Source organism: Arthrobacter sp. JB02-1C, from assembly GCF_057748045.1.
Window position 1 is genome coordinate 2695163 of the sequence record NZ_CM173235.1, and the last position, 19529, is coordinate 2714691.

The following is a 19529-nucleotide window of genomic DNA, read 5'->3' on the forward strand; positions in this document are numbered from 1 at the left end:
ACCAGCCCACGATACAAAGGATATTCAGCATGGAACTGCTACCCACCATCTGGTTCATTCTCATCGCGGTGCTGTGGACGGGGTACCTCTTTCTGGAGGGCTTCGACCTGGGCGTCGGGATGCTCATGAAGACCTTCGCCCGGAACAACACCGAACGCCGCGTGCTGCTGAACACCATCGGCCCGGTCTGGGACGGCAACGAGGTATGGCTGATCACCGCCGGCGCCGCCACCTTCGCGGCCTTCCCGCTCTGGTACGCCTCCCTGTTCTCCGCGCTCTACCTGCCGCTGCTGCTCGTGCTCGTCGCGTTGATATTCCGGGCCGTGGCCTTCGAATACCGGGGAAAGGTGGACACGCCGCAATGGCGCGCCCGCTGGGACTGGGCCATTGCCCTGGGTTCCCTGCTGGCCGCCTTCGGCGTCGGCGCCGCCCTGGCGCTGACCACTACCGGCCTGCCGCTGAACGCCAACGGCGACCGTGAAGGCGGCCCGTTCGCCTGGTTCACCGGCTACGCAGTGCTGGGCGGGCTCGCCGTCGTCGGCTTCTCCCTGCTGCACGGGCTCGCCTTCCTGGCGCTGAAGACCGACGGCGAGGTCCGGCACCGCGCCCGCCAGTGGTTCGTCCGGCTGCTCGCCGTCCTGCTCCTGCCCATCGCCGCCTGGGCCATCGTGCTGCAGGTGCAGACCGGCAAGCCCTGGACCATGGCCGCCGTCGTCGCGGCCGTCGTGGCCGCGGTCCTGGCCTGGAACTTCGGCCGCCGCGGCGCCGAAGGCAGGGCGTTCGTGGCCCTGGGCGCCTTCCTGCTGCTGGGCAGCGCCTCGATCTTCGGTGCCGTCTTCCCGGTGGTGCTGCCCTCGACCCTGGACCCGGCGTTCAACCTGACGGTAAGCAACGCCTCCTCCTCGGACTACACCCTCGGGCTGATGAGCATCGTCGCCTGCGTCGGGCTGCCGCTGGTCCTGGCCTACCAGGCCTGGACCTACTGGGTGTTCCGTCGCCGGGTCAGCGCCGACCACATCCCGGAGGCGCACAGCTTCCTGCCCGCCATCGCCGCCAAAGCCCTGGCCCCGAAGGACTAGCCGAGCATGAGACCGCAGTTCCCCGCCGGGCCGGCCACCCGCTCGGCACTTTACCTGCTGGGCCTCCTGGCCGCCCTCAAGGCCCTGTCCCTGGTGCTGATCGCGCAGGCAGTCGCCGCGATGCTGGCCGGGCTGATGACCCACAACCCGGCCTGGGCGGAGCAGCTGGGCTGGGGGCTGGCCGGGGTGGTGCTGCGGTCGCTGACGGTGTGGGCGCAGGCCGTTGCGGCCCGCCGCGCCGCGCTGGGGGTCAAGGAGGAGCTGCGCTCCCGGCTGCTGGAACATGCGCTGCGCACCGGCACCCGGACCACGGGACCCGCCGACGGCGGGCTCGCCGTCCTCGCGACCCGCGGGCTGGATGCGCTGGACAACTACTACACCCAGTTCCTGCCTGCCCTGGTCAACTGCGCCGCCATCCCGCTGCTGGTCGGGGCCCGGATCCTGTTCGCGGACTGGATCAGCGCCGTCGTGGTTGTCCTGACCGTCCCGCTGGTGCCGCTGTTCATGATCCTGATCGGCCGCTACACCGAGGACCGGGTCCGGGAAGCGCAGGCCTCCCTGGCCCGGCTCTCCGCCCACATGCTGGAACTCGCCAAGGGCCTGCCGGTACTCGTGGGCCTCGGCCGCGCCACCGCCCAGCGGAAGGCGCTCGAGGACATCTCCGAGGAATACCGCTTCAAGACCATGGGCACCCTGCGGACCGCCTTCCTGTCGGCCCTGGCCCTGGAACTCATCGCCACGATCTCGGTCGCTGTGGTGGCGGTCTTTATCGGGGTCCGGCTGGTGCAGGGGGACATGGCCCTCGAGGCCGGTCTGCTGGCACTGATCCTTGCCCCCGATTGCTACCTGCCGCTGCGCGAACTCGGCACCGCGCACCACGCCAGTGACGAGGGCCGGGCGGCGCTCGCGGACACCACCGGGGTCCTTGACGCCCCGCAGGCGGCGGCACTCGTCCCGTCCGAACCCCGCCGGCCACGGCCTGCCGGTCCGCCGGAGGTCACCGTCACCGGGCTGGGCGTAAGCTACCCGGGCCGGGCCGGCGCCGCCGTCGGGCCGCTGAGCTTCACCCTTCCGGCCGGTAGCATCACTGCCCTCGATGGTCCCAGCGGGTCCGGCAAAAGCACCGTGCTGGGTGTACTCGCCGGCACGGTGGGCACCGGCGAAGGCGTTCACGTCACCGGCCGGACGGATGGATTTTCGACGGCTGACCTGGCCTGGGTGCCGCAGCACCCGGTCCTCGTCGAACCCACAGTGCTGGCGGAAATCCTGCTGTACCTGGGCACCTCGCCGCAGCGCACGCCCGAGCAGGACATCGCCGAGGCCAGCCGCTGCCTGGCCGCCTGCGCCGCCGAACACCTGGCCGCGAAGCACCCGGCCGAACTCAGCCCCGGAGAACTGCGCCGGGTCGCCGTAGCCCGGGGCCTGGCCCGGATCACGGCCGGTGCCACGGTCCTGCTGCTGGACGAACCCACCGCCCACCTGGACCGCGCCGCCGCCGACGCCGTCAACCACACCCTGACGCGGCTCCGCGGCACCGTCACGGTGCTGCTGGTCGCCCATGACAGGCAGACCCGGGAACTGGCCGACCGGCTGGTCAGCGTCAATGCCGCCGCGGCGGAGCACGCTACGCCCGGCCCTACGCCCGCAGCCGCGCCCGGCCGTACGCCCGCGGCCCCGCAGGTCCGTCCGGCACCCGGAACCGAACCGGATCCGGCCGGCAGCGCCGGTGCCCCGGCGTCCGGAGCCGGCGACGCAGCCACCGGCGCCGGGACCGCCGCGGCCCAGCTGCGACGGCTGCTCGCTCCGGTGTCCGGCACGTTCGCGGCGGCCACAACGGTCGGCGTGCTCGCCGCGCTGTTTGCCGTCGCCCTGACCGGCCTGTCCGGCTGGCTCATCATCCGGGCCAGCGAACAGCCGCCCATCCTGTACCTGCTCACGGCCATCGTCGGGGTCCGCTTCTTCGGAATTGGCCGCGCCGTCCTGCGGTACACCGAACGGCTGCTCCTGCACGACGCCGTCTTCACCGCCCTGACCCGGCTCCGCGGCCGGCTCTGGGAGGCACTGAGCAGGCGCGCCCTGTCGCTGCGGCGGCTCCTGCAGGGCGGAAACGTGCTGGCGACGGTGGTGGACGACGTCGATACCGTCCGCGAACTGTTGCCCCGGGTGGTCCTGCCACCCTTGACCGCGCTCGCCGTCGGTGCGGCCGCCATCACCGCCACCGGCCTGCTGCTCCCGGCGGCCCTCCCGGCCGTGGCCGCAGCCGCCGCCGTCAGCCTCCTGGTGGCGCCCGCACTGGCCTTGATCACGGACCGGATGTCCGCCCGCGCCGAACAGCAGCTGCGCTCCGGCGTACTGCGCCGGGTCGCGGCGGTCCTGGACGCCCGCGCGGAACTGCACGCCAATGGAGTGGGCGGCGCCGTGCTGGCCGGCATCTTCCGGGACGACCGGTCCGCCACGGCGGCATCGCAGCGTTCCGCCCTCGCCGAAGGCCTCGGCCAGGGACTCACCGTGCTGGCCTGCGGGACTGCCGCGCTGGCCAGCGCCGGCCTGGCCGGACCGCTGGCCCTCAGCGGCGCCGTTGAGCCGGCAACCATCGCCGTCGTCGTCCTCCTGCAGCTGGCCCTGGTGGAGCCGTACGCGGCGATCACGACGGCGGTCCGCCAGTATCCGGCGCTGCGCTCGGTGTTGCGCCGCATCAGCGGATCCGGTGTCCTCGCCCCGGCGCAGGACGGACCGTCCGAGGGCCAGGTGCCGGTGGCCGCCCGACCGGATGGACAGCAGGGCCTGGAACTGCAGAACCTGGCCGCAGCCTGGCCCGGCGGCAGGCCGGTCTTTGACGGCTTGTCGGCGACGGCCCGGCCCGGACGCTGGCTGGCCGTGACCGGGGCCTCCGGGTCCGGCAAATCAACGCTGCTGGCGGTCATGCTCGGCTTCCTGCCCGCCTCCGGCGGACGGCTCCGTCTGACCGGCCGCGCGGCATGGTGCCCGCAGGAGGCGCATCTCTTCGACTCCACAATCCGCGGCAACTTGATGCTGGGGTTGCCCGAAGGAGCCCGGCCTCAGGACGCAGCCGCGGCCGCGGGGCTTGAGCGGCAACTCCACACGGCGCTGTCCGCGGTGGGCCTGGACCCCTTGCTGGCACGGCTGGACCGCGGCCTGGACACACCCATCGGACCAGGCGGCGCTTTCCTCAGCGGCGGCGAGCGCCAGCGCCTGGCCGTGGCCCGGACGCTGCTGACCGGTGCTGACGTCATCCTGCTCGATGAGCCCACGGCGCACCTGGACGCGGAAGCGGGCCGCACGATGCTGGCCGAATTGCGGCATGGCCTGGCCGGCCGCACGGTGGTCCTGGTGACGCACAACCCGGCAGACATCGGCCCGGAGGACAGCCGCCTGGACCTGGACCTGGCCGGGGTGCCGCAGAAGGGGGTGCCGCAGACCGGGGCGGCGCAGACCGAGGCGGTGCTGGCGAGGGGGTAAGGCGCCGGTTAGCCTGTTCGGATGAATACTCACAGCGCAGACCGGCCGGTCACAGCCCTGGACAACCGCCTGACCTGGCGGCCCGCGGGAACCGCCGACCTGGACGCGTGGGCGGAGCTGATCGCCCGCACCGCGGCCGTCGAACAACCCGTCTGGTTCGAGCGCCGCGACGACCTGGCCCAGATCCTGGCCTCGCGCACCAACCCCGCCGCCACCAACAGCATCCTGGGCTTCGACGCGGATGGCATCGCCCGCGCCTACGCCCGGATCACCAAGAACCGCGACGGCCAGAAAGCGCTCGGCTTCGGCTGCGTCGATCCGTTGTGGCAGGGCAGCGGCGTCGGCAGCGGGCTGCTGGGCTGGCTGGAGGCCCGGGCCCGCGAGCGTTTCGCCGAAGATGCCGGGGCGGGTGCCACCGCCCGGCTCCGGCTGTTTGCCGAGCAGCGCCACACCCACCACGCCGCCTTGTTCGGGAAGCACGGCTACCGGATCGTCCGCTACTACCACGAGATGCACCGGCCGCTCACCGACCCGATTCCGGACCCCGTGCTCGACGTCGGGCTTGAACTGGTGCCCTTCGGCCCCGGCCTGCACGAGCCCGTGCGGCAGGCCCACAACGACGCGTTCCGGGACCACTGGGGAAGCGAACCGCGGGACGAGGAAGCCTGGGGATTCGTGGTCAACGACCCGCGCGCCCGGCCCGACCTGAGCGCCGTGGTGCTGGAGACCGCCGGCGGCACGGTGGCCGGATACCAGCTGGCCAGCCACGACCCGGACAGCGCCACCGCCCGCGGCTTCGCCGAGGGCTACACGGAACTGCTCGGCGTGCGCCGGGAGTTCCGTGGCCGGGGGATCGCGCAGGCGTTGCTGGCCGATGCGATGCACCGCTTCGCCGCCGCCGGGATGGACAAGGCCTCGCTGGATGTGGACTCGGAGAACCCCACCGGAGCCCTGGCACTGTACCGGAAACTGGGTTATGCCGCGGTCAGCAGCAGCACGGCCTGGGACAGGCGGCTTTAGGTTCTGCCAGCGGCCGGTTCACCCGACGCGCTACCCATCCACATCGTGGAGGTGGTGCACCACGTCGTGCAGGAAGTACTGCGCAAACGTGAGCACGGTGAATTCGGATCCGTTGCTGCGGGTGCCCGTGCGGCCCCAGTCCTGCTCCGGGACACGGCCAAAGGACGCCGCGATCTGTTCGCCCTCGACGGTCAGGGCAGCACTCACGGCGGCCGGGTCGGCGCCCGCGTAATCCTGTTCGACGGCGGTCCGGTCCTGGTCCCAGTCCTCGAAGCGGGCATCGTCCACGTTCACCATCAGGTCCAGGCGGTGGTCGAAGAGGGTAAAGACATCCCGCACGTGGCAGGCATACTCCAACGCCGACCAGATGTCCGGGTCGGGGCGAACCGCCGCGTCCGGGCGCCGCAGCACCGCCCGCCAGCGCGGCAGCATGTTCGCAACTGTTCCCGGCGCCGTCGCAGGGGTGGCCACGGAGGTGTCGAAACCGCACTCCGGGCACTGCTGCGACAGCACCCAGGTCCAGTCCTTCTGATCGGGAACGATAGGCATGGGAGCAGTCTAGGCGAAGGAGTAAAGTTCGTTTCGGGGGAAGGGCCTGGAAAGGGATACAGCCATGCTCAAAGATCAACCGGTCGGCGCCATCCTGCCGGCCGCAGACATTGCCCGGGCGCGCGATTACTACCGCGACAAGCTCGGACTCGAACCCGACAACGCGGACGCCGAAGACAACCTCCGCTACACCTGCGGCTCCGGGAGCATGTTCATGCTCTACCAGACGCCGAACGCCGGGTCGGCCAAGAACACCCAGCTGGGCTGGGTGGTGCCGGACGTCCGGGCCACCGTCGCGGAACTCCGCGGCGCCGGCGTCGTCTTCGAGGACTATGACTTCCCCGGGCTTAAAACCGAGGACGGCATCGCCACGCTACCCGACGGCAGCAACGCGGCCTGGTTCCTCGACAGTGAAGGCAACATCCTGGTCATCAATTCGGGAATGTAGCGCGTCCCGGGGCTGATTCGGGGCTCTGGTTGCCGCTGACGCTCCCGCAGGTCGTGCCGCGGTTCCGCTGACGCGCCCGCAGGTCGGACGGGACGTGCGGGAGCGTCTGGCGGTTGAACTACGCCTCCGCCGCGGCTTCCTCCGGCCAGGCCATGCTCGGGCCGATCGCGTCGACAGCCTGCGAGAGCGGGATACCCGAGCCGTCACGGCGGCCGTGTTCCACCGGGAGTGAGCGCGCCACCCCGGCCAGGGAGGATGCCTTGGCCGGGCCGTGGCCGGCCCAGGCGATCAGCAGCGTGTCTTCGCCCTTGAGGAAGCGGTGTGCCCTGACGCCGGCCGTACCGCGTCCCTTGGCCGGGTATTCCGCCAGCGGCGTGACCTTGGCGGCGCCCGGCGCGGTGCCGGGCAGGGCGCCTTCGGTGCCGGCGATGGTGACCACCACGGCGGCCTCATCGGTGGCGCGGGCGGTGCCGAAGTGCAGCACCTGGTCCCCGGCGGCGAGCTTGATCCCGGCCATCCCGCCGGCGGTGCGTCCCTGCGGCCGGACCGCGGAGGCGCTGAAGTGCAGCAACTGGGCCTGGCGGGTCACGAAGACCAGCTCGACGTCGTCGCCGGCGGCCTCGACGCCGACCACGGTGTCCTTGTCCTTGAGTGCGATGACATCCCAGTCCTCACGGTTGAGCGGGTAGTCCGGCTGGACGCGTTTGACCACACCCTGGGCGGTCCCAAGCGCCAGGACCTGGTCCAGCGGGGCGAACCCCACCAGCGATTCGCCCTTGAGCAGGGTGACGAAGTCCTTGGCCGGAACGCCGCCGGCCATGCTCGGCGTCCCGGACGTGGGCGGCAGCACCGGCATGTCCATCACCTGCAGCCGCAGCATCCGGCCCTGGGACGTGACGGCGGCGATCTCGCCGCGCGCGGAGGTCTTGACCACGGAGCGGAACACGTCGTGCCTGGTCCGCGGCCCGGACTCGGCGAGGCTGTCCTGGTTGGCGGTGCGGGCGATCTGGCCGGACGCCGTCAGAATGGCCCAGCAGGGATCGTCGGCAATTTCCAGGGCGAGCGGGACGCCCTTGCCCTTGGCCGGGGCGGCCGCCGCGGAGGCGAGCGTGGGGGAGACCGCCTCGGACTCGAGCAACACCGTCCGCCGCGGCGTGCCGTACTTTTCGGCCAGCTCACCCAGTTCGTCTGAGACCAGGCCGCGCAGCAGTTCGGGGGAGTCGAGGATGGCCTGCAGCTCGGCGATTTCCCGCCGCAGCTCGTCCTGTTCCTTCTCGAGTTCAATCCGGGAGTACTTGGTCAGCTGCCGGAGCCGGAGCTCCAGGATGTAGTTCGCCTGAAGCTCGGTCAGGTCGTAGATGGACATCAGCCGGGTGCGGGCCTCCGCGGATTCGTCCGAGGAACGGATGATCTGGATGACCTCGTCGATGTCCACGATCGCGATCAGCATGCCCTCGACCAGGTGCAGCCTGTCCTTCTTCTTGCCGAGGCGGAAGGCGGTGCGGCGCCGCACCACATTGATCCGGTGGTTCACGTACACGGACAGCAGCTCCAGCAGGCCCAGGGTCTGCGGCTGGCCCTCCACCAGGGTGACGTTGTTGATCCCGAAGGAGTCTTCCATCGGCGTGAAGCGGTACAGCTGCTGGAGCACGGCGGTGGGGTTGAAACCGTTCTTCAGCTCGATCACCAGGCGCAGGCCGTGCTTGCGGTCGGTGAGGTCCACGACGTCGCTGATGCCGGTCAGCTTCTTGCCGTTGACCGCGTCCTTGATCTTCTCGATCACCTTTTCCGGGCCCACCATGTAGGGCAGTTCCGTGACCACCAGGCCGGTGCGGCGGGCCGAGAGCTGTTCGACGTCGACCTTGGCCCGGGTCTTGAACGAGCCGCGCCCGGTGGCGTACGCGTCCCTGATGCCGTCCAGGCCCACGATCCGGCCGCCGGTGGGCAGGTCCGGGCCCGGCACGAACTTCATGATGTCCTCGAGCGTGGCGTCCGGGTGCGCGATCAGGTGCCGGGCGGCCGCCACCACCTCAGCCAGGTTGTGCGGGGCCATGTTCGTGGCCATGCCCACGGCGATGCCGGTGGCACCGTTGACCAGCAGGTTCGGGAACGCGGCCGGCAGCACGTCCGGCTGGGTGAGCTGGTTGTCGTAGTTGGGAACAAAGTCGACCACGTCCTCGTCGAGGTGGTCGGTCAGGGTCAGCGCCGCGGCCGCCAGCCGGGCCTCGGTGTACCGCGGCGCCGCCGGCCCGTCGTCGAGCGAGCCGAAGTTGCCGTGCCCGTCGATGAGCGGCAGGCGCAGGGAGAAGTCCTGCGCCATCCGGACCATGGCGTCATAGATGGCGGTGTCGCCGTGCGGGTGCAGCTTGCCCATCACCTCGCCCACCACCCGGGCGCTCTTGACGTGGCCGCGGTCCGGGCGCAGGCCCATCTCGCTCATCATGTACAGGATGCGCCGCTGCACCGGCTTGAGGCCGTCCCGGGCGTCGGGCAGCGCCCGGGAGTAGATCACCGAATAGGCGTACTCCAGGAACGAGCCTTCCATCTCGGACGTGACGTCAATGTCGACGATGTTTTCGACAAAGGGCTCTGTGGCCGGGCTGGATTTCCCTGCCGGGGACGTGGTTTGGCGGCGTGCCATGAGGCTGGTGGGTCCTTCTACGGGTGCTGGTTGGGGCCATGTGAGCAGGTGGACGGCCGCGGCGACGGCGGCCGGCTTTAGTTTATGGCTAGGCTAAGCCTATGGTGGATCAGCCCGCGGACGGCGTATATCCGGAACATTGGGAAGCCGATGTCGTGCTCCGCGACGGCGGGACGGCGCATCTGCGCCCCATCCATCCCGCCGACGCCGACGCCGTGCAGGCGTTCCACGTCGGCCAGTCGCAGGCCTCGATCTACATGCGCTTCTTCGCGTTTAAGTCCAGGCTGTCCGCCAAGGAACTCAAGCGCTTTACCGAGGTCGACTACAAGGACCGGGTCGCTTTCGTCATCACTATCCGCGGCGAAATCCTCGGCATCGGCCGGTACGACCGGCTCGAAGACCCGGAAGAGGCGGAGGTCGCGTTCAACATCGCGGACGCGCACCAGGGCCGCGGCATCGGTTCGATCCTGCTCGAGCACCTCGCCGCGGCCGCCCGGGAGAACAACATCCGCAAATTCAGTGCCGAGGTGCTGCCGGAGAACCGCAAAATGCTGATGGTCTTCTCCGACGCCGGCTACGACGTCAGACGGCACTTCGACGACGGCGTGGTCAGCCTTGAGTTCAACATCGACCCGACGGACAAGTCGCGCGCCGTCATGGAGTCCCGCGAACACCGTGCCGAGGCGCGCAGCATCCAGGAACTGCTCGCCCCGGATTCGGTGGCAGTGATCGGTGCGAGCCGCAAGTGGGGGACCGTCGGCTACCAGCTGCTGGAACATATCGTCGAGGCCCGCTTTACCGGGCCGGTTTACGCGATCAATCCCGAAGCCCTGGAACTGGCCGGGATGCTGTCGTTTTCCCGGCTCTCCGAGGTCCCCGGGCCGGTCAGGCTGGCCGTCGTTGCCGTCCCCTATGACGAGGTCCCCAAGGTGGTCGAGGAGTGCGCGGCCGCCGGGGTCAAGGGCATCGTGCTGGCCACCGCGGGCTACACCGAAGACGGCGAACGCGGCCTCGCCCGGCAACGGGAGCTGGTCCGCCAGGCCCGCGCCAGCGGCATGCGGGTGATCGGGCCGGCCTCGCTGGGAATCGTCAACACCAACCCGGATGTGTCGCTCAACGCCTCGATGGCGCCGTCGCTGGCGCGCCGCGGTGCGCTCGGCCTGTTCAGCCAGTCCGCCGCGATCGGGGTTTCGCTCTACGCCGCCTCCAGCCGCCGCCGGGTGGGCCTGTCCACCTTCCTCTCGGCCGGCAACCGCGCGGACGTCTCCGGCAACGACATGATGCAGTTCTGGGAGGACGACGCCGACACCACCGCCGTCGGGCTGTATCTGGAATCCATCGGGAACCCGCGTAAATTTTCCCGGCTGGCCCGCCGGCTCGCCCGCACCAAGCCGGTGATCGTGGCCAAGTCCAACGCCATGGGACTGAACCTGCCACCAGGCCATTCCGTGCGCACCACGCAGGCGCCCGCCGAAGCGCTGGACGCCATGATGCGGCAGGCGGGCGTCATCCGCGTGGAAACCATCGAACAGTTGATGGATGTGGCCCAGATTGTCTCCAGCCAGCCGCTGCCACAAGGCCCGGGCGTGGCCGTCTTCAGCAACTCCGGTGCGCTCGGAAAGGTCGTGGCGGACAGCGCGGCCGCCGCCGGCCTGGGCGTGCAGCGGGTCCTCGCCGACCTCGACCTGGACGCCGGAATGTCCCGCGCGCTGCCGGAGCTGCGCCGCAGCCTGCAGGAAGCGCTGACCAGCGACGCGGTGCACGCCGTCGTGGTGGCGCTGCTGCCGGCCCGCGGCCTGACCGTCGAGAAGATCGGCGCTGTCCTGGCCGAGTGCTCGGCCGCCGCCGGAAAGCCTGTGGTGGCGGCTTTCACCGGCATCCTGGACCCCTCCGTCTACGTCGAAGGCATGGTCGGAGCCGTCGATGGCGGCGGCTCCGAGGCGTTGGCCGGCGTGCCGTGCTACTCCAACCCGGGCGCCGCCGTCGCCGCGCTGGCCGCCGTGGTCCGGTACGCGCAATGGGTGGGCCGCGACCACGGGCTGTTCGTGGAACCGGAAGGCTGCGATGCCGAGGCCGCGCACGAGGACCTGGAGGAGCTGCTGCGGCCGGTCGGCGGCGAACAGTTGGTCCGGCTGGACCCGCCGGCGGCCGCGACCCTGCTGGGCCGTTACGGCATCCGGGTCCTGCCTTCCGAGGGCTTCGAGACGGACGACGACGCCGTCGCAGCGGCCGACCGGCTCGGCTGGCCGGTGGTGCTCAAGACCACCGACCCGGCGCTCCGGCACCGGCTGGACCTGGGCGGGGTGCGGTTGGACATCCAGGACGCCGACTCGCTGCGGCGCAACATTGCCCAGATGCGCAAGTCCCTGCAGCGGTACGGGTCGCCGTCGCTCGAAGTGCAAAGCATGGCCCCGGTGGGGCAGGCCTGCACCTTCCGTGCCATCGAGGACCCGTTGCTGGGCCCGGTGGTGTCCTTTGGACTGGCCGGCGACGCCGTGAACCTCCTGGACGACTGGGCGCACCGGGTGCCGCCGCTCTCCGCGGCCGATGTCCACGACTTCATCCGGGCCCCCCGGGCCGCCCGCAAACTCTTCGGCTACCAGGGCCTGCCCGCGGTCGACGTGGCCGCGCTCGAGGACCTGGCCGCCCGGCTCACCCGGCTCAAGGACAACCACCCCGAGGTGGCCCTGGTGGAGTTCAACCCCGTCCTGGCCGGCCCCGACGGCGCCGTGATCCTCGCCGCCGATGTCCGGATCGCCAACGCCGCGCAGCGCACCGACACCGCCCGGCGTGCCATGCGCAGCTAGCGCACTGCACGGTACCGGACGGCGGCGGCGCCGGCGCGGTTTGCAAGTGGCGGGCGCGCTGGTACGCCGCCGGCGCGGCGGCGCGGTTAGCAAGTCGCCTGCCGATCTGTGAAAATGGAAGCCATGACTTCCCAGCCTTCAGCTTCCACGCCTCAGGTGCCCGCAACGGGCCGTCAAGGGCAGCAGCACGGCCCGCACGACCACAGCGTGCAGGGCCAAAGCCTGGACGGCGCCCTGCAGCAGGCGGGGTTCTACCCGCTGCTGGTGGCCGACGTCGTCGCCGATGCCCTGGACGGACGCGACTGCGTGGCCCACCTGGTCCACCTTGAGACCCACTTCGACCGCGCCGAGGTGCGCCGGCACATCACCGTGCTGGTCCTGACCGAGGACATGCTGGTCATTACCCACGTGGACGACCAGCAGTTGGACGAAGCCGGCGAGCAGATCGTTGCCCAGGTCTCCACCGAATCCGTTCCGGTCACCCAGATCCGGTCGGTCGTGCTCAGCTACGTCTACGCCCAGCCACAGGACTACAAGCCCTCGGACCCGGTCCGGGAACTGACTCTTTCGATCGCCTGGTCCGGCGGCCAGCGCCTGGACATGGGCCCCGCCAGCTGCGGCGACCCCCAGTGCGAGGCCGACCATGGCTACAGCGGAACCATCGCGCAGGAAGACATCGTGCTCCGGATCAGCGCCGAAGCGGACGGGCTGCAGGCGGTCCAGGACGCCAAGCTCTTCGCCCGCGCGCTCCGGGCGGTCAACACCGGCTCCAGCGCACCCGCCCCGCATGGTGTCTCCACGCTGCCGCAGCGTACCCGTGCCGGCGTCTTTGGCAACCGCCTCAGCCGCGGCCACCAGCGCTAGATGGCACCGGAGACGCCGGGCTTCCGCGCCGCCCCGGCCCCCGCGGCAGCGTCCGACGGCGGATACCCCTTGCCGGCCCCGCCGGCCTACGGCGAACGGTCCCTAGCCGAGCTCTTCAGCAGCGCCGCCGCCAGCGTAGGCGTCCCCGGCTTCGAGAACCGGCTGGCGCTTCCTCCCGCCACGCGCGTCTGCGTGGTCCTCGCGGATGGCCTCGGCCGGCAGCTGCTCAAGCAGAAATCGGCGCACACGCCGTTCCTGCGCGCAGTGCAGCAGGCCGGGCAGGGCGCCGTGCCGGGCTGGCTGGATGCGGCGTTCCCGTCCACCACGGCTGCCTCCCTCGCCAGCTTCGGCACCGGCCTGCCCGCCGGGCAGCACGGCATGGTCGGCTACGACGTCCTCGACCCGCGCCAGGACCGCGTCGTAAACATGCTGGGCAACTGGGACCCGGGCGTCGACCCGCAGAAATGGCAGCCGATGCCGACGGTGTTTGAACGGGCCGCCGGCTACGTCGATGTTACGTCCGTGGGCCTGCCGAGGTTCAGCGACTCCGCCATGACCCGGGCGGCGCTGCGCGGCGGACGTTCCGTGTCCGGGACGACCTCGCACGCCCGTACCGCGGCCGCGGCGGAGGCGATGGCCGGCACGGACCGCTCGCTGATGTACTTCTACGTCCACGAGCTGGATAAAGCAGGTCACCGGCACGGGTGCCAGTCGCCGCAATGGGAGCACCAGCTGGAGGAATTCGACGCCACGGTCCGGCGGCTCAGCGCGGCCTTGCCTGCCGGCACCACGGTGCTGGTCACCGGCGACCACGGGATGGTGGATGTCCCGGCGTCGCAGCGGATCGACTACTCCGCGGACGCCGAGCTGACGGCCGGAGTACGGCACACCGCGGGGGAGCCGCGGATGGTCCACCTCTACCTCGAAGCCGGGGCCGGCGACGCAGGCCGCCGGCGCCTCCTTGATGCCTGGCGGACACGTTTCGGCGAGCGGATATGGGCGTTCACCCGCGAGGAAGCCATCGCTGCGGGCCTCTTCGGTGAGGTCCGGGACGAGGTGGCTCCCCGGATCGGTGACGTGATGATAGCCGCCCGCGACGCCGTGGCCTTCTACGACACCCGCAGGGTTCCTGCGCGGGCGATGCAGGTGGTCGGCCAGCACGGTTCGCTGACCAAAGCCGAGCGAGAGGTGCCGCTGCTGTATTTCCGGGCGGAGGGCAAGGGCAGCGCCACCGCCCGGACCGCCGCGAAGACCGGCCGGGGCCGCTAGAACCGCAGCCCAAACCCCGCCGGGTGCGCTGGCCGGGGCCGCAACCGCGCTGACGCCGGGCCGCACCGCGGTGACGCCGCGGGATCCGGTTCCGGGGCCGGTCAGTCCGTGCGGGTGCCGAACACAATTTCGTCCCAGCTGGGCACGCTGGAACGCTTGGGTTTGGCAGGCTGGCGTTCCGGCGTCTCCTGCTCCCGCTCGGCCCTGGCTGGCTCCCCGCCACGGCTTTCCGTATGGGGGTCGGCCGAGGCATCGCTCCGCCGGCGGGACGTCCCGCCGCCGAGCAGTTCGTCAAGACCGGGGTTCGCCGTCGGACCGGAGCGGACCGGACGCAGCTGCGAGGCCGCGATGGTGATTTCGCGGGTCTGGGTGCTGACCCCGTCGTGAAGCTTCAGCGCGTCGTCGTCATCGTCGTGGTGCCGCGGCGCCAGGCTCAGCCGCGCCAGCATGGAGGGCCTCGCGTCACGCCGCCGGGACAGGGCTTCGGGACCCGGGATGGAGTGCGGCCCGGCCGTTGCCGCCGGCGGCTCCTCTGCCTCGGCCGGCTGCGCGGCGGGTTCTTCCGCCGGTTCGCCCGGCGCCGCGGCAGTGCCGGCGTCGGCACTTTCGTCGCCGTGGGCGTTGCTGTCTTCGTTGCCGTTGTTGTCTTCGGGGGCCGGAACCTCGGAGGGCCGGGGGTGCGCGGCGGGGACCCCGTTGGTCAGCAGCAACGCGAGAGCGTCATCCGCGTCCTCATCCAGTCCCAGGCGCTGGCCCCGGCGGGAGCGGAGCATGTCCAGGAGACCGTCGGCATCCTTGTCAGGCCGGCCCAGGGGCGGAGCGGAGTCCGACGGGACGACGCTGAGCTGCGCGGTGGCGGTGCGCGCCGCGGCCTCCGCGTCGGTTTCGAAATCGAAGGGGCGGTCCGAGACCGCCGAGAGCCGGCGCGGCGGGACGGGCCCGTCCATCGGCTCCAGCTCGCTGAGCTGCTGCGCCCAGCGGTTGGCGTTCTGCAGTGATTTGCGCGCGGGACTGAACGTCCACATGGCCGGCGGCTCTTCCCCGATAGCGGCATCCGCGGCGGACCGCGTCTCGAACCGGGCCACCACATTCCAGCTGCCGTCCGGCCGGCGCCAGGAATCCCACTCGACCGAGGAGGGCTCGACGCCGTGCGCGCGGAGCCGGTGCGCCACCATGTCGTCCAGGGTGGCAGGCTGGTCGCCGAAGAAGGAGCGGTAGCTGTCGTGCCCGCCGGACGGCGAAGCCACCTCGATTTTCCGGGCCTGCTGGGCAACGTACTCGCGCTCGGCCAGGACCGGGCCCTCGTAGCGCTCCACTTTGGCCAGCGGAATCCCGGAAAGTTCCGCGACCTCCGCGGCCGTGGCGCCCGCCCGGATCCGGGCCTGGATATCGCGGGGGGACATGGCGATGGGCGCGGCGTCCCCGCCGGAAGCGGCCTTCACCGGCGTCCGGCTGACGGCCGCCCGAAGTGCCTCATCGATCGGCAGCCGGAACATCTCGCCGCCGGTGCCACTCAACAGGACATGTTGCCCGTCGTCGTGGACGCCTACAAGCCGTAGATCCTGCATACAAATCCTCCACCCTGGCATTACTAACATTCGAAACTCTGCCACCGATGAGCCGCAATTCGGGTTAGGAGCGAGGGCGCGCCGTGAATTACCGCGACTTTCCGCCACATTCCGGGCCCTGCCACCGCAGCCCGGGCTCCCGGGGACGGCAGCCTCTGGCGCTCGAGGCACGACTTAGGCAAAATGGCCCGACGGCGGGCACAAAAAGCCCCTGCCCGGCGTTGACACCGGAGAACCGGATCAGGAGGGCCCGGGCCACCAGCCCGGGCCGGCCGGAGACGGCGAACCAACCCCACAACTGCGGAGTGTGAGCAAACAACCCATGGCGACAGACTACGACGCGCCGCGCAAGACCGAAGAAGACCTCAGCGAAGACTCCATTGAGGAACTGAAGTCGCGGCGTACGGAAAAGCCCTCCGCGGTGGTCGATGTGGACGAAACCGACCTCGCCGAAGGCTACGAACTCCCGGGCGCCGACCTGTCCGGCGAGGAATTGCTGGTGCGGGTGCTGCCCGCCCAGGCTGACGAATTTACCTGTGCCTCCTGCTTCCTGGTCCGCCATCGTTCGCAGATAGCCCGGGAAAAGGACGGCCTCAAGTACTGCAAGGAGTGCGAGGGCTGAGCAGCGACGCTAGCGCGACAACGCGGTGAGGAGTTCGTCCGGATGCCGGGTGGAGGCCAGCCAGTACGGTGTGCGGTCGGCCGGGTCCGTGATCTCGATCCGGACCACCGGGTCGATCCAGCCACGGATACACAGGAACGCCAGGCCGTTGAGCCCGGGCCCGCGCTCCGCTGTGGCCTCGGCACCGCGGTAGGCGGTCGCTGCGCCGATGAAGCGGCGTTCAATGGTGGCCCGCCCCACCCGGACGGTCTGGGCCGTCACGGTGATGGACGGGGTTGAGACGATCAGGAGGACCGCCAGGATCACGAAGAGCACCACGGCCGCGGTGATACCGGCCGCGATGCTGATCGGCGCGAACACCAGGATGCCGGCGCCGGCTAGCCCAACGGCGACCACCCAGATCCAGAAGCTCGGCCAGAGCTTTTCGCTGAACAGGACGCTGGCGTCGTCGGGGGCGCTGTTGGAGGCAGGCATGGCTGCGCTGGATTCGGGCATAGGCCCAGCTTTCCACTTTTTGCAGGGCATTTCACCTTGGCCGCGGCCCCGTTCCCGCCGCGCGGCCGCGGTAGGACGAACACCCGCGCGGGCGTTACAGTGGGGAACTGTGACTGAAGAAACCACTGCCGTGAGCACACCGGCGGCAGACCCCGTATCGGCCGGCCTTCCGGTCGGCAACTCCTCGGGCTACGGTGCCCCCACCCTCGCGGTGGAGCTGAAAATGCTCGACGACGGCCTGGAACCGCCGTCGTATGCCCACCCGGGCGACGCAGGCGCGGACCTGCGCGCCCGCGAGGACGTGGTCCTGGCGCCGGGGGAGCGGCGGCTCGTGCCGACAGGAGTGTCGATTGCCCTGCCGGACGGTTTCGTCGCGTTGATCCACCCGCGTTCCGGCCTTGCCACCAAGCACGGATTGACCGTGGTCAACGCCCCCGGCACGGTTGATGCCGGCTACCGCGGCGAGATAGCGGTGACGCTGCTGAACACCGACCGCGACGCTGCCATCGAATTGCGGCGCGGCGATAGAATTGCACAAATGGTCATCCAGCGCGTGGAGTATGCGACGTTCGTGCCCGTGCAGGAGCTCAGCGGTTCGGTCCGCGGCGCCGGCGGGTTCGGTTCCACCGGCGGATTCGGCGCCCCCGGGGCGTGACACCGTCCTGCGGATGCGCTGATCCCTGTACCGCGGCCGACGGCCTCGCACAGGAACACAACTAAGGAGACAACCCGATGGTTTTTGGGCGTGGCAGGAAAGCCAAGCAGGAACAGCTGACCGAGAGCGGCGAGGACCGGACCGACGCTGCAGACACTGCGGACGAGGCCGCGGACAGCGCCGTCCGCAACGCCGGCCCCTATGACGTCTCGGAAATCGAGAGCCAGGACGGCTACGTGGACCTTGGCGCACTGCTGATCGCCCCCCGCGAAGGGCTGCAGCTGCGCCTGGAGGTCGAGGAAGCCACGCAGCGCGTCGTGGCCGTCACCATGGACCTGGACGGTTCCAGCCTGCAGCTGCAGGCCTTCGCGGCGCCCCGCTCCGAGGGCCTCTGGGACGAGATCCGGGAGCAGATCGGCCAGTCCGTCGGGAGCCAGGGCGGCCAGGTGGACGAGATCGAGGGCCACTTCGGCATCGAGCTGGTGGCAAAACTGCCCGCCGGCGACGGCAGCGACGGCTACCGGGTGGCCAGATTCATCGGCGTCGATGGGCCGCGCTGGTTCCTGCGCGGGGTTCTGGGCGGGGAAGCGGCACTGGACCGGGCCGCCGCCGCCGGGCTTGAAGAGCTGTTCCGCCAGATCGTCGTGGTGCGGGGCGAAAATCCCATGCCACCGCGGGACCTGCTTCAACTCCGGGTCCCCCGGGACAGCACCGCCGCCGCCCCGCTGGGCGCGCCGGACTTCGAACGCCCCGAACGCGGACCGGAGATCACCCAGATTGGCTGATGCCGCCGGCACGTCACGGGTGCCCGCTGTCCCGGTGCGGGACCTGCCGGAGCGCGGACGAGTGCTGTGCCGCGGCTTCATCGAATCCGTCACCTACGCGCCGGCTGCGGAGGTGGCCGCTTTCACCGCGATCATCACCGACCACGACGCCCCGCCGCCCAGGGCCAGCCGCGCCGTGCCGGCCGCCCGCAGCACCGGACAGGCCGGCCGGCGCCAGCGCACGCCGGTCGCCGCTGACCGGCTCCGGGTGATCTGGCTGGGCCGGCGCCGCATCCCCGGCGTGCGGGCCGGGCTGGAGCTTCAACTCGAAGGCATGGTCACCGTCCGCGACGGACTGCCCACCATGTTTAATCCGCGCTACGAAATACTTTCCCGCCAGGAGGAGCAATGAGCACACCTACGGGCCCCGCACCGGGCACCGACGGGTCCGGCGCCGGACACCGGGGCACCGCAGCGCCCGGCGCCGGGCATTCGGAATCCGCAGATGCCGGACAGCCCGGCGTGGCGCAGCTCGCCGAGTCCTACGCGGCCAAGGCGGGGGTGCACCGCTCCGCCGACGGCAACATCGACGTACTGAAAAGCGCCGGCGGCGTCCAGGGCATCGCCGAAAGCATCCTTCCCGGCCTGGTGTTCCTGATCGCGTTTACCGTCAGCCGCGAGCTGACCCCGGCCCTGGTCGGGGCGCTGGCCGTCGCCGCGGTGTTTACCGTCGTGCGGCTGGTGCAGCGCAAGCCTCTGACGCAGGCGCTGGCCGGCATTGTCGGCGTCGGACTTTCCGCCTGGCTGGCGAACTCGACCGGCAAGGCCGAAGACTTCTACGTGCTCGGATTCCTCACCAACATCGGCTACATCGTCGCGATGATCATCTCCATCGCGGTGCGCTGGCCCGTGGCCGGCCTGTTGTTCGGTTTCATCCGGAACGAGGGCCTGGACTGGCGCCGGCACCCCGCCCGGGTCAGGGCCTATCGGATCGGCACCTGGGTGATCGTGCTGGTGCTGGCCCTGCGCCTTATGGTGCAGGTGCCGCTGTACCTGATGGGTGAGCCCGGCCTCGCCGGTCTGGCGACCACCCGGCTGATCATGGGGGCCCCGCTGTACATCCTGGGCATGTGGGTGGCCTGGCTGCTGACCCGTCCCGCCCCGGCCCCGGCTGACGCTCCGGCCCAACCCAACTGACCTGATGCGCTATCAGTTATGGCCGTTCCCAGCCTCGGGAACGGCCATAACTGATAGCGCAACCAGTTGGA

At 70.6% G+C, this 19529-nt stretch carries 16 protein-coding genes; 12 read left to right on the forward strand and 4 right to left on the reverse strand.

Annotated elements, in window-relative coordinates; genetic code table 11:
- Window positions 1–29 precede the first annotated feature (29 nt).
- Genes cydB through AC3ANP_RS12665 form a run of 3 tightly spaced genes read left to right on the forward strand, consistent with a single transcriptional unit; the run spans window position 30 to window position 5579 of the window.
- Window positions 30–1079 (forward strand): cytochrome d ubiquinol oxidase subunit II, encoded by a 1050-nt coding sequence (gene cydB, locus AC3ANP_RS12655; RefSeq protein ID WP_488330518.1) that lies wholly within the window; start codon window positions 30–32, stop codon window positions 1077–1079.
- Between the two features lie 6 nt (window positions 1080–1085).
- Window positions 1086–4559: a thiol reductant ABC exporter subunit CydD gene (cydD, locus tag AC3ANP_RS12660; RefSeq protein ID WP_488330519.1), complete on the forward strand. Its 3474-nt coding sequence runs from the start codon at window positions 1086–1088 to the stop codon at window positions 4557–4559.
- Between the two features lie 21 nt (window positions 4560–4580).
- Window positions 4581–5579 (forward strand): GNAT family N-acetyltransferase, encoded by a 999-nt coding sequence (locus tag AC3ANP_RS12665; protein ID WP_488330520.1) that lies wholly within the window; start codon window positions 4581–4583, stop codon window positions 5577–5579.
- A gap of 30 nt (window positions 5580–5609) precedes the next feature.
- Here AC3ANP_RS12665 and AC3ANP_RS12670 read toward each other — a convergent pair whose 3' ends face one another.
- Complete coding sequence (locus tag AC3ANP_RS12670; protein WP_488330521.1) at window positions 5610–6128, reverse strand: DinB family protein; 519 nt, start codon at window positions 6126–6128, stop codon at window positions 5610–5612.
- A gap of 64 nt (window positions 6129–6192) precedes the next feature.
- Between AC3ANP_RS12670 and AC3ANP_RS12675 the strand changes: the two genes are divergently transcribed.
- Window positions 6193–6576: a VOC family protein gene (locus tag AC3ANP_RS12675; RefSeq protein ID WP_488330522.1), complete on the forward strand. Its 384-nt coding sequence runs from the start codon at window positions 6193–6195 to the stop codon at window positions 6574–6576.
- A 118-nt stretch (window positions 6577–6694) separates the two neighbouring features.
- Here AC3ANP_RS12675 and AC3ANP_RS12680 read toward each other — a convergent pair whose 3' ends face one another.
- Window positions 6695–9217 carry a DNA gyrase/topoisomerase IV subunit A gene (locus AC3ANP_RS12680; protein ID WP_488330523.1) on the reverse strand — a complete coding sequence of 841 codons (2523 nt, stop codon included), beginning with the start codon at window positions 9215–9217 and terminating at the stop codon, window positions 6695–6697.
- A gap of 101 nt (window positions 9218–9318) precedes the next feature.
- Here AC3ANP_RS12680 and AC3ANP_RS12685 point away from each other — a divergent pair, with 101 nt between their 5' ends.
- The 3 genes from AC3ANP_RS12685 to AC3ANP_RS12695 all read left to right on the forward strand — a co-directional run bounded on the left by AC3ANP_RS12685 (window position 9319) and on the right by AC3ANP_RS12695 (window position 14157).
- Window positions 9319–12024 carry a bifunctional acetate--CoA ligase family protein/GNAT family N-acetyltransferase gene (locus tag AC3ANP_RS12685; RefSeq protein ID WP_488330524.1) on the forward strand — a complete coding sequence of 902 codons (2706 nt, stop codon included), beginning with the start codon at window positions 9319–9321 and terminating at the stop codon, window positions 12022–12024.
- A 123-nt stretch (window positions 12025–12147) separates the two neighbouring features.
- The gene (locus AC3ANP_RS12690) at window positions 12148–12888 is read left to right on the forward strand and encodes a DUF5998 family protein (RefSeq protein WP_488330525.1); all 741 of its coding nucleotides are present in this window, start codon (window positions 12148–12150) and stop codon (window positions 12886–12888) included.
- The gene (locus tag AC3ANP_RS12695) at window positions 12889–14157 is read left to right on the forward strand and encodes an alkaline phosphatase family protein (RefSeq protein WP_488330526.1); all 1269 of its coding nucleotides are present in this window, start codon (window positions 12889–12891) and stop codon (window positions 14155–14157) included.
- A gap of 101 nt (window positions 14158–14258) precedes the next feature.
- Here the strand turns inward: AC3ANP_RS12695 and sepH are convergent, their stop codons facing one another.
- On the reverse strand, window positions 14259–15725 hold the full coding sequence (gene sepH / locus AC3ANP_RS12700) for a septation protein SepH (RefSeq protein ID WP_488330527.1): 1467 nt from the start codon (window positions 15723–15725) through the stop codon (window positions 14259–14261).
- 322 nt (window positions 15726–16047) lie between these two features.
- Between sepH and AC3ANP_RS12705 the strand changes: the two genes are divergently transcribed.
- Window positions 16048–16347, forward strand: a complete 300-nt coding sequence (locus tag AC3ANP_RS12705; RefSeq protein WP_488333050.1) for a DUF4193 domain-containing protein — start codon at window positions 16048–16050, stop codon at window positions 16345–16347.
- 9 nt (window positions 16348–16356) lie between these two features.
- On the opposite strand, the gene AC3ANP_RS12710 is transcribed toward AC3ANP_RS12705, so the two are convergent.
- Entirely contained in the window at window positions 16357–16842 is a 486-nt protein-coding gene (locus tag AC3ANP_RS12710) for a DUF3093 domain-containing protein (RefSeq protein WP_488330528.1), read from the reverse strand.
- Window positions 16843–16951: 109 nt separating this feature from the next.
- Here AC3ANP_RS12710 and dut point away from each other — a divergent pair, with 109 nt between their 5' ends.
- From dut to AC3ANP_RS12730, 4 genes are all read left to right on the forward strand, one after another.
- Window positions 16952–17497: a dUTP diphosphatase gene (dut, locus tag AC3ANP_RS12715; protein WP_488330529.1), complete on the forward strand. Its 546-nt coding sequence runs from the start codon at window positions 16952–16954 to the stop codon at window positions 17495–17497.
- 77 nt (window positions 17498–17574) lie between these two features.
- The gene (locus AC3ANP_RS12720) at window positions 17575–18282 is read left to right on the forward strand and encodes a DUF3710 domain-containing protein (protein WP_488330530.1); all 708 of its coding nucleotides are present in this window, start codon (window positions 17575–17577) and stop codon (window positions 18280–18282) included.
- Entirely contained in the window at window positions 18275–18673 is a 399-nt protein-coding gene (locus AC3ANP_RS12725) for a hypothetical protein (protein WP_488330531.1), read from the forward strand. Before AC3ANP_RS12720 ends, AC3ANP_RS12725 begins: the two co-directional genes overlap by 8 nt.
- Window positions 18670–19458, forward strand: a complete 789-nt coding sequence (locus AC3ANP_RS12730; RefSeq protein WP_488330532.1) for a DUF3159 domain-containing protein — start codon at window positions 18670–18672, stop codon at window positions 19456–19458. The genes AC3ANP_RS12725 and AC3ANP_RS12730 overlap by 4 nt, the downstream gene beginning before the upstream one ends.
- The last annotated feature ends 71 nt before the right edge of the window (window positions 19459–19529 follow it).

Excerpts from the sequence above, each read along its gene's own strand:
- cydB (WP_488330518.1), top strand. The coding sequence starts at position 30 with ATGGAACTGCTACCCACCATCTGGTTCATTCTCATCGCGGTGCTGTGG.
- cydD (WP_488330519.1), top strand. The coding sequence starts at position 1,086 with ATGAGACCGCAGTTCCCCGCCGGGCCGGCCACCCGCTCGGCACTTTAC.
- AC3ANP_RS12665 (WP_488330520.1), top strand. The coding sequence starts at position 4,581 with ATGAATACTCACAGCGCAGACCGGCCGGTCACAGCCCTGGACAACCGC.
- AC3ANP_RS12670 (WP_488330521.1), bottom strand. The coding sequence starts at position 6,128 with ATGCCTATCGTTCCCGATCAGAAGGACTGGACCTGGGTGCTGTCGCAG.
- AC3ANP_RS12675 (WP_488330522.1), top strand. The coding sequence starts at position 6,193 with ATGCTCAAAGATCAACCGGTCGGCGCCATCCTGCCGGCCGCAGACATT.
- AC3ANP_RS12680 (WP_488330523.1), bottom strand. The coding sequence starts at position 9,217 with ATGGCACGCCGCCAAACCACGTCCCCGGCAGGGAAATCCAGCCCGGCC.
- AC3ANP_RS12685 (WP_488330524.1), top strand. The coding sequence starts at position 9,319 with ATGGTGGATCAGCCCGCGGACGGCGTATATCCGGAACATTGGGAAGCC.
- AC3ANP_RS12690 (WP_488330525.1), top strand. The coding sequence starts at position 12,148 with ATGACTTCCCAGCCTTCAGCTTCCACGCCTCAGGTGCCCGCAACGGGC.
- AC3ANP_RS12695 (WP_488330526.1), top strand. The coding sequence starts at position 12,889 with ATGGCACCGGAGACGCCGGGCTTCCGCGCCGCCCCGGCCCCCGCGGCA.
- sepH (WP_488330527.1), bottom strand. The coding sequence starts at position 15,725 with ATGCAGGATCTACGGCTTGTAGGCGTCCACGACGACGGGCAACATGTC.
- AC3ANP_RS12705 (WP_488333050.1), top strand. The coding sequence starts at position 16,048 with ATGGCGACAGACTACGACGCGCCGCGCAAGACCGAAGAAGACCTCAGC.
- AC3ANP_RS12710 (WP_488330528.1), bottom strand. The coding sequence starts at position 16,842 with ATGCCCGAATCCAGCGCAGCCATGCCTGCCTCCAACAGCGCCCCCGAC.
- AC3ANP_RS12720 (WP_488330530.1), top strand. The coding sequence starts at position 17,575 with ATGGTTTTTGGGCGTGGCAGGAAAGCCAAGCAGGAACAGCTGACCGAG.
- AC3ANP_RS12730 (WP_488330532.1), top strand. The coding sequence starts at position 18,670 with ATGAGCACACCTACGGGCCCCGCACCGGGCACCGACGGGTCCGGCGCC.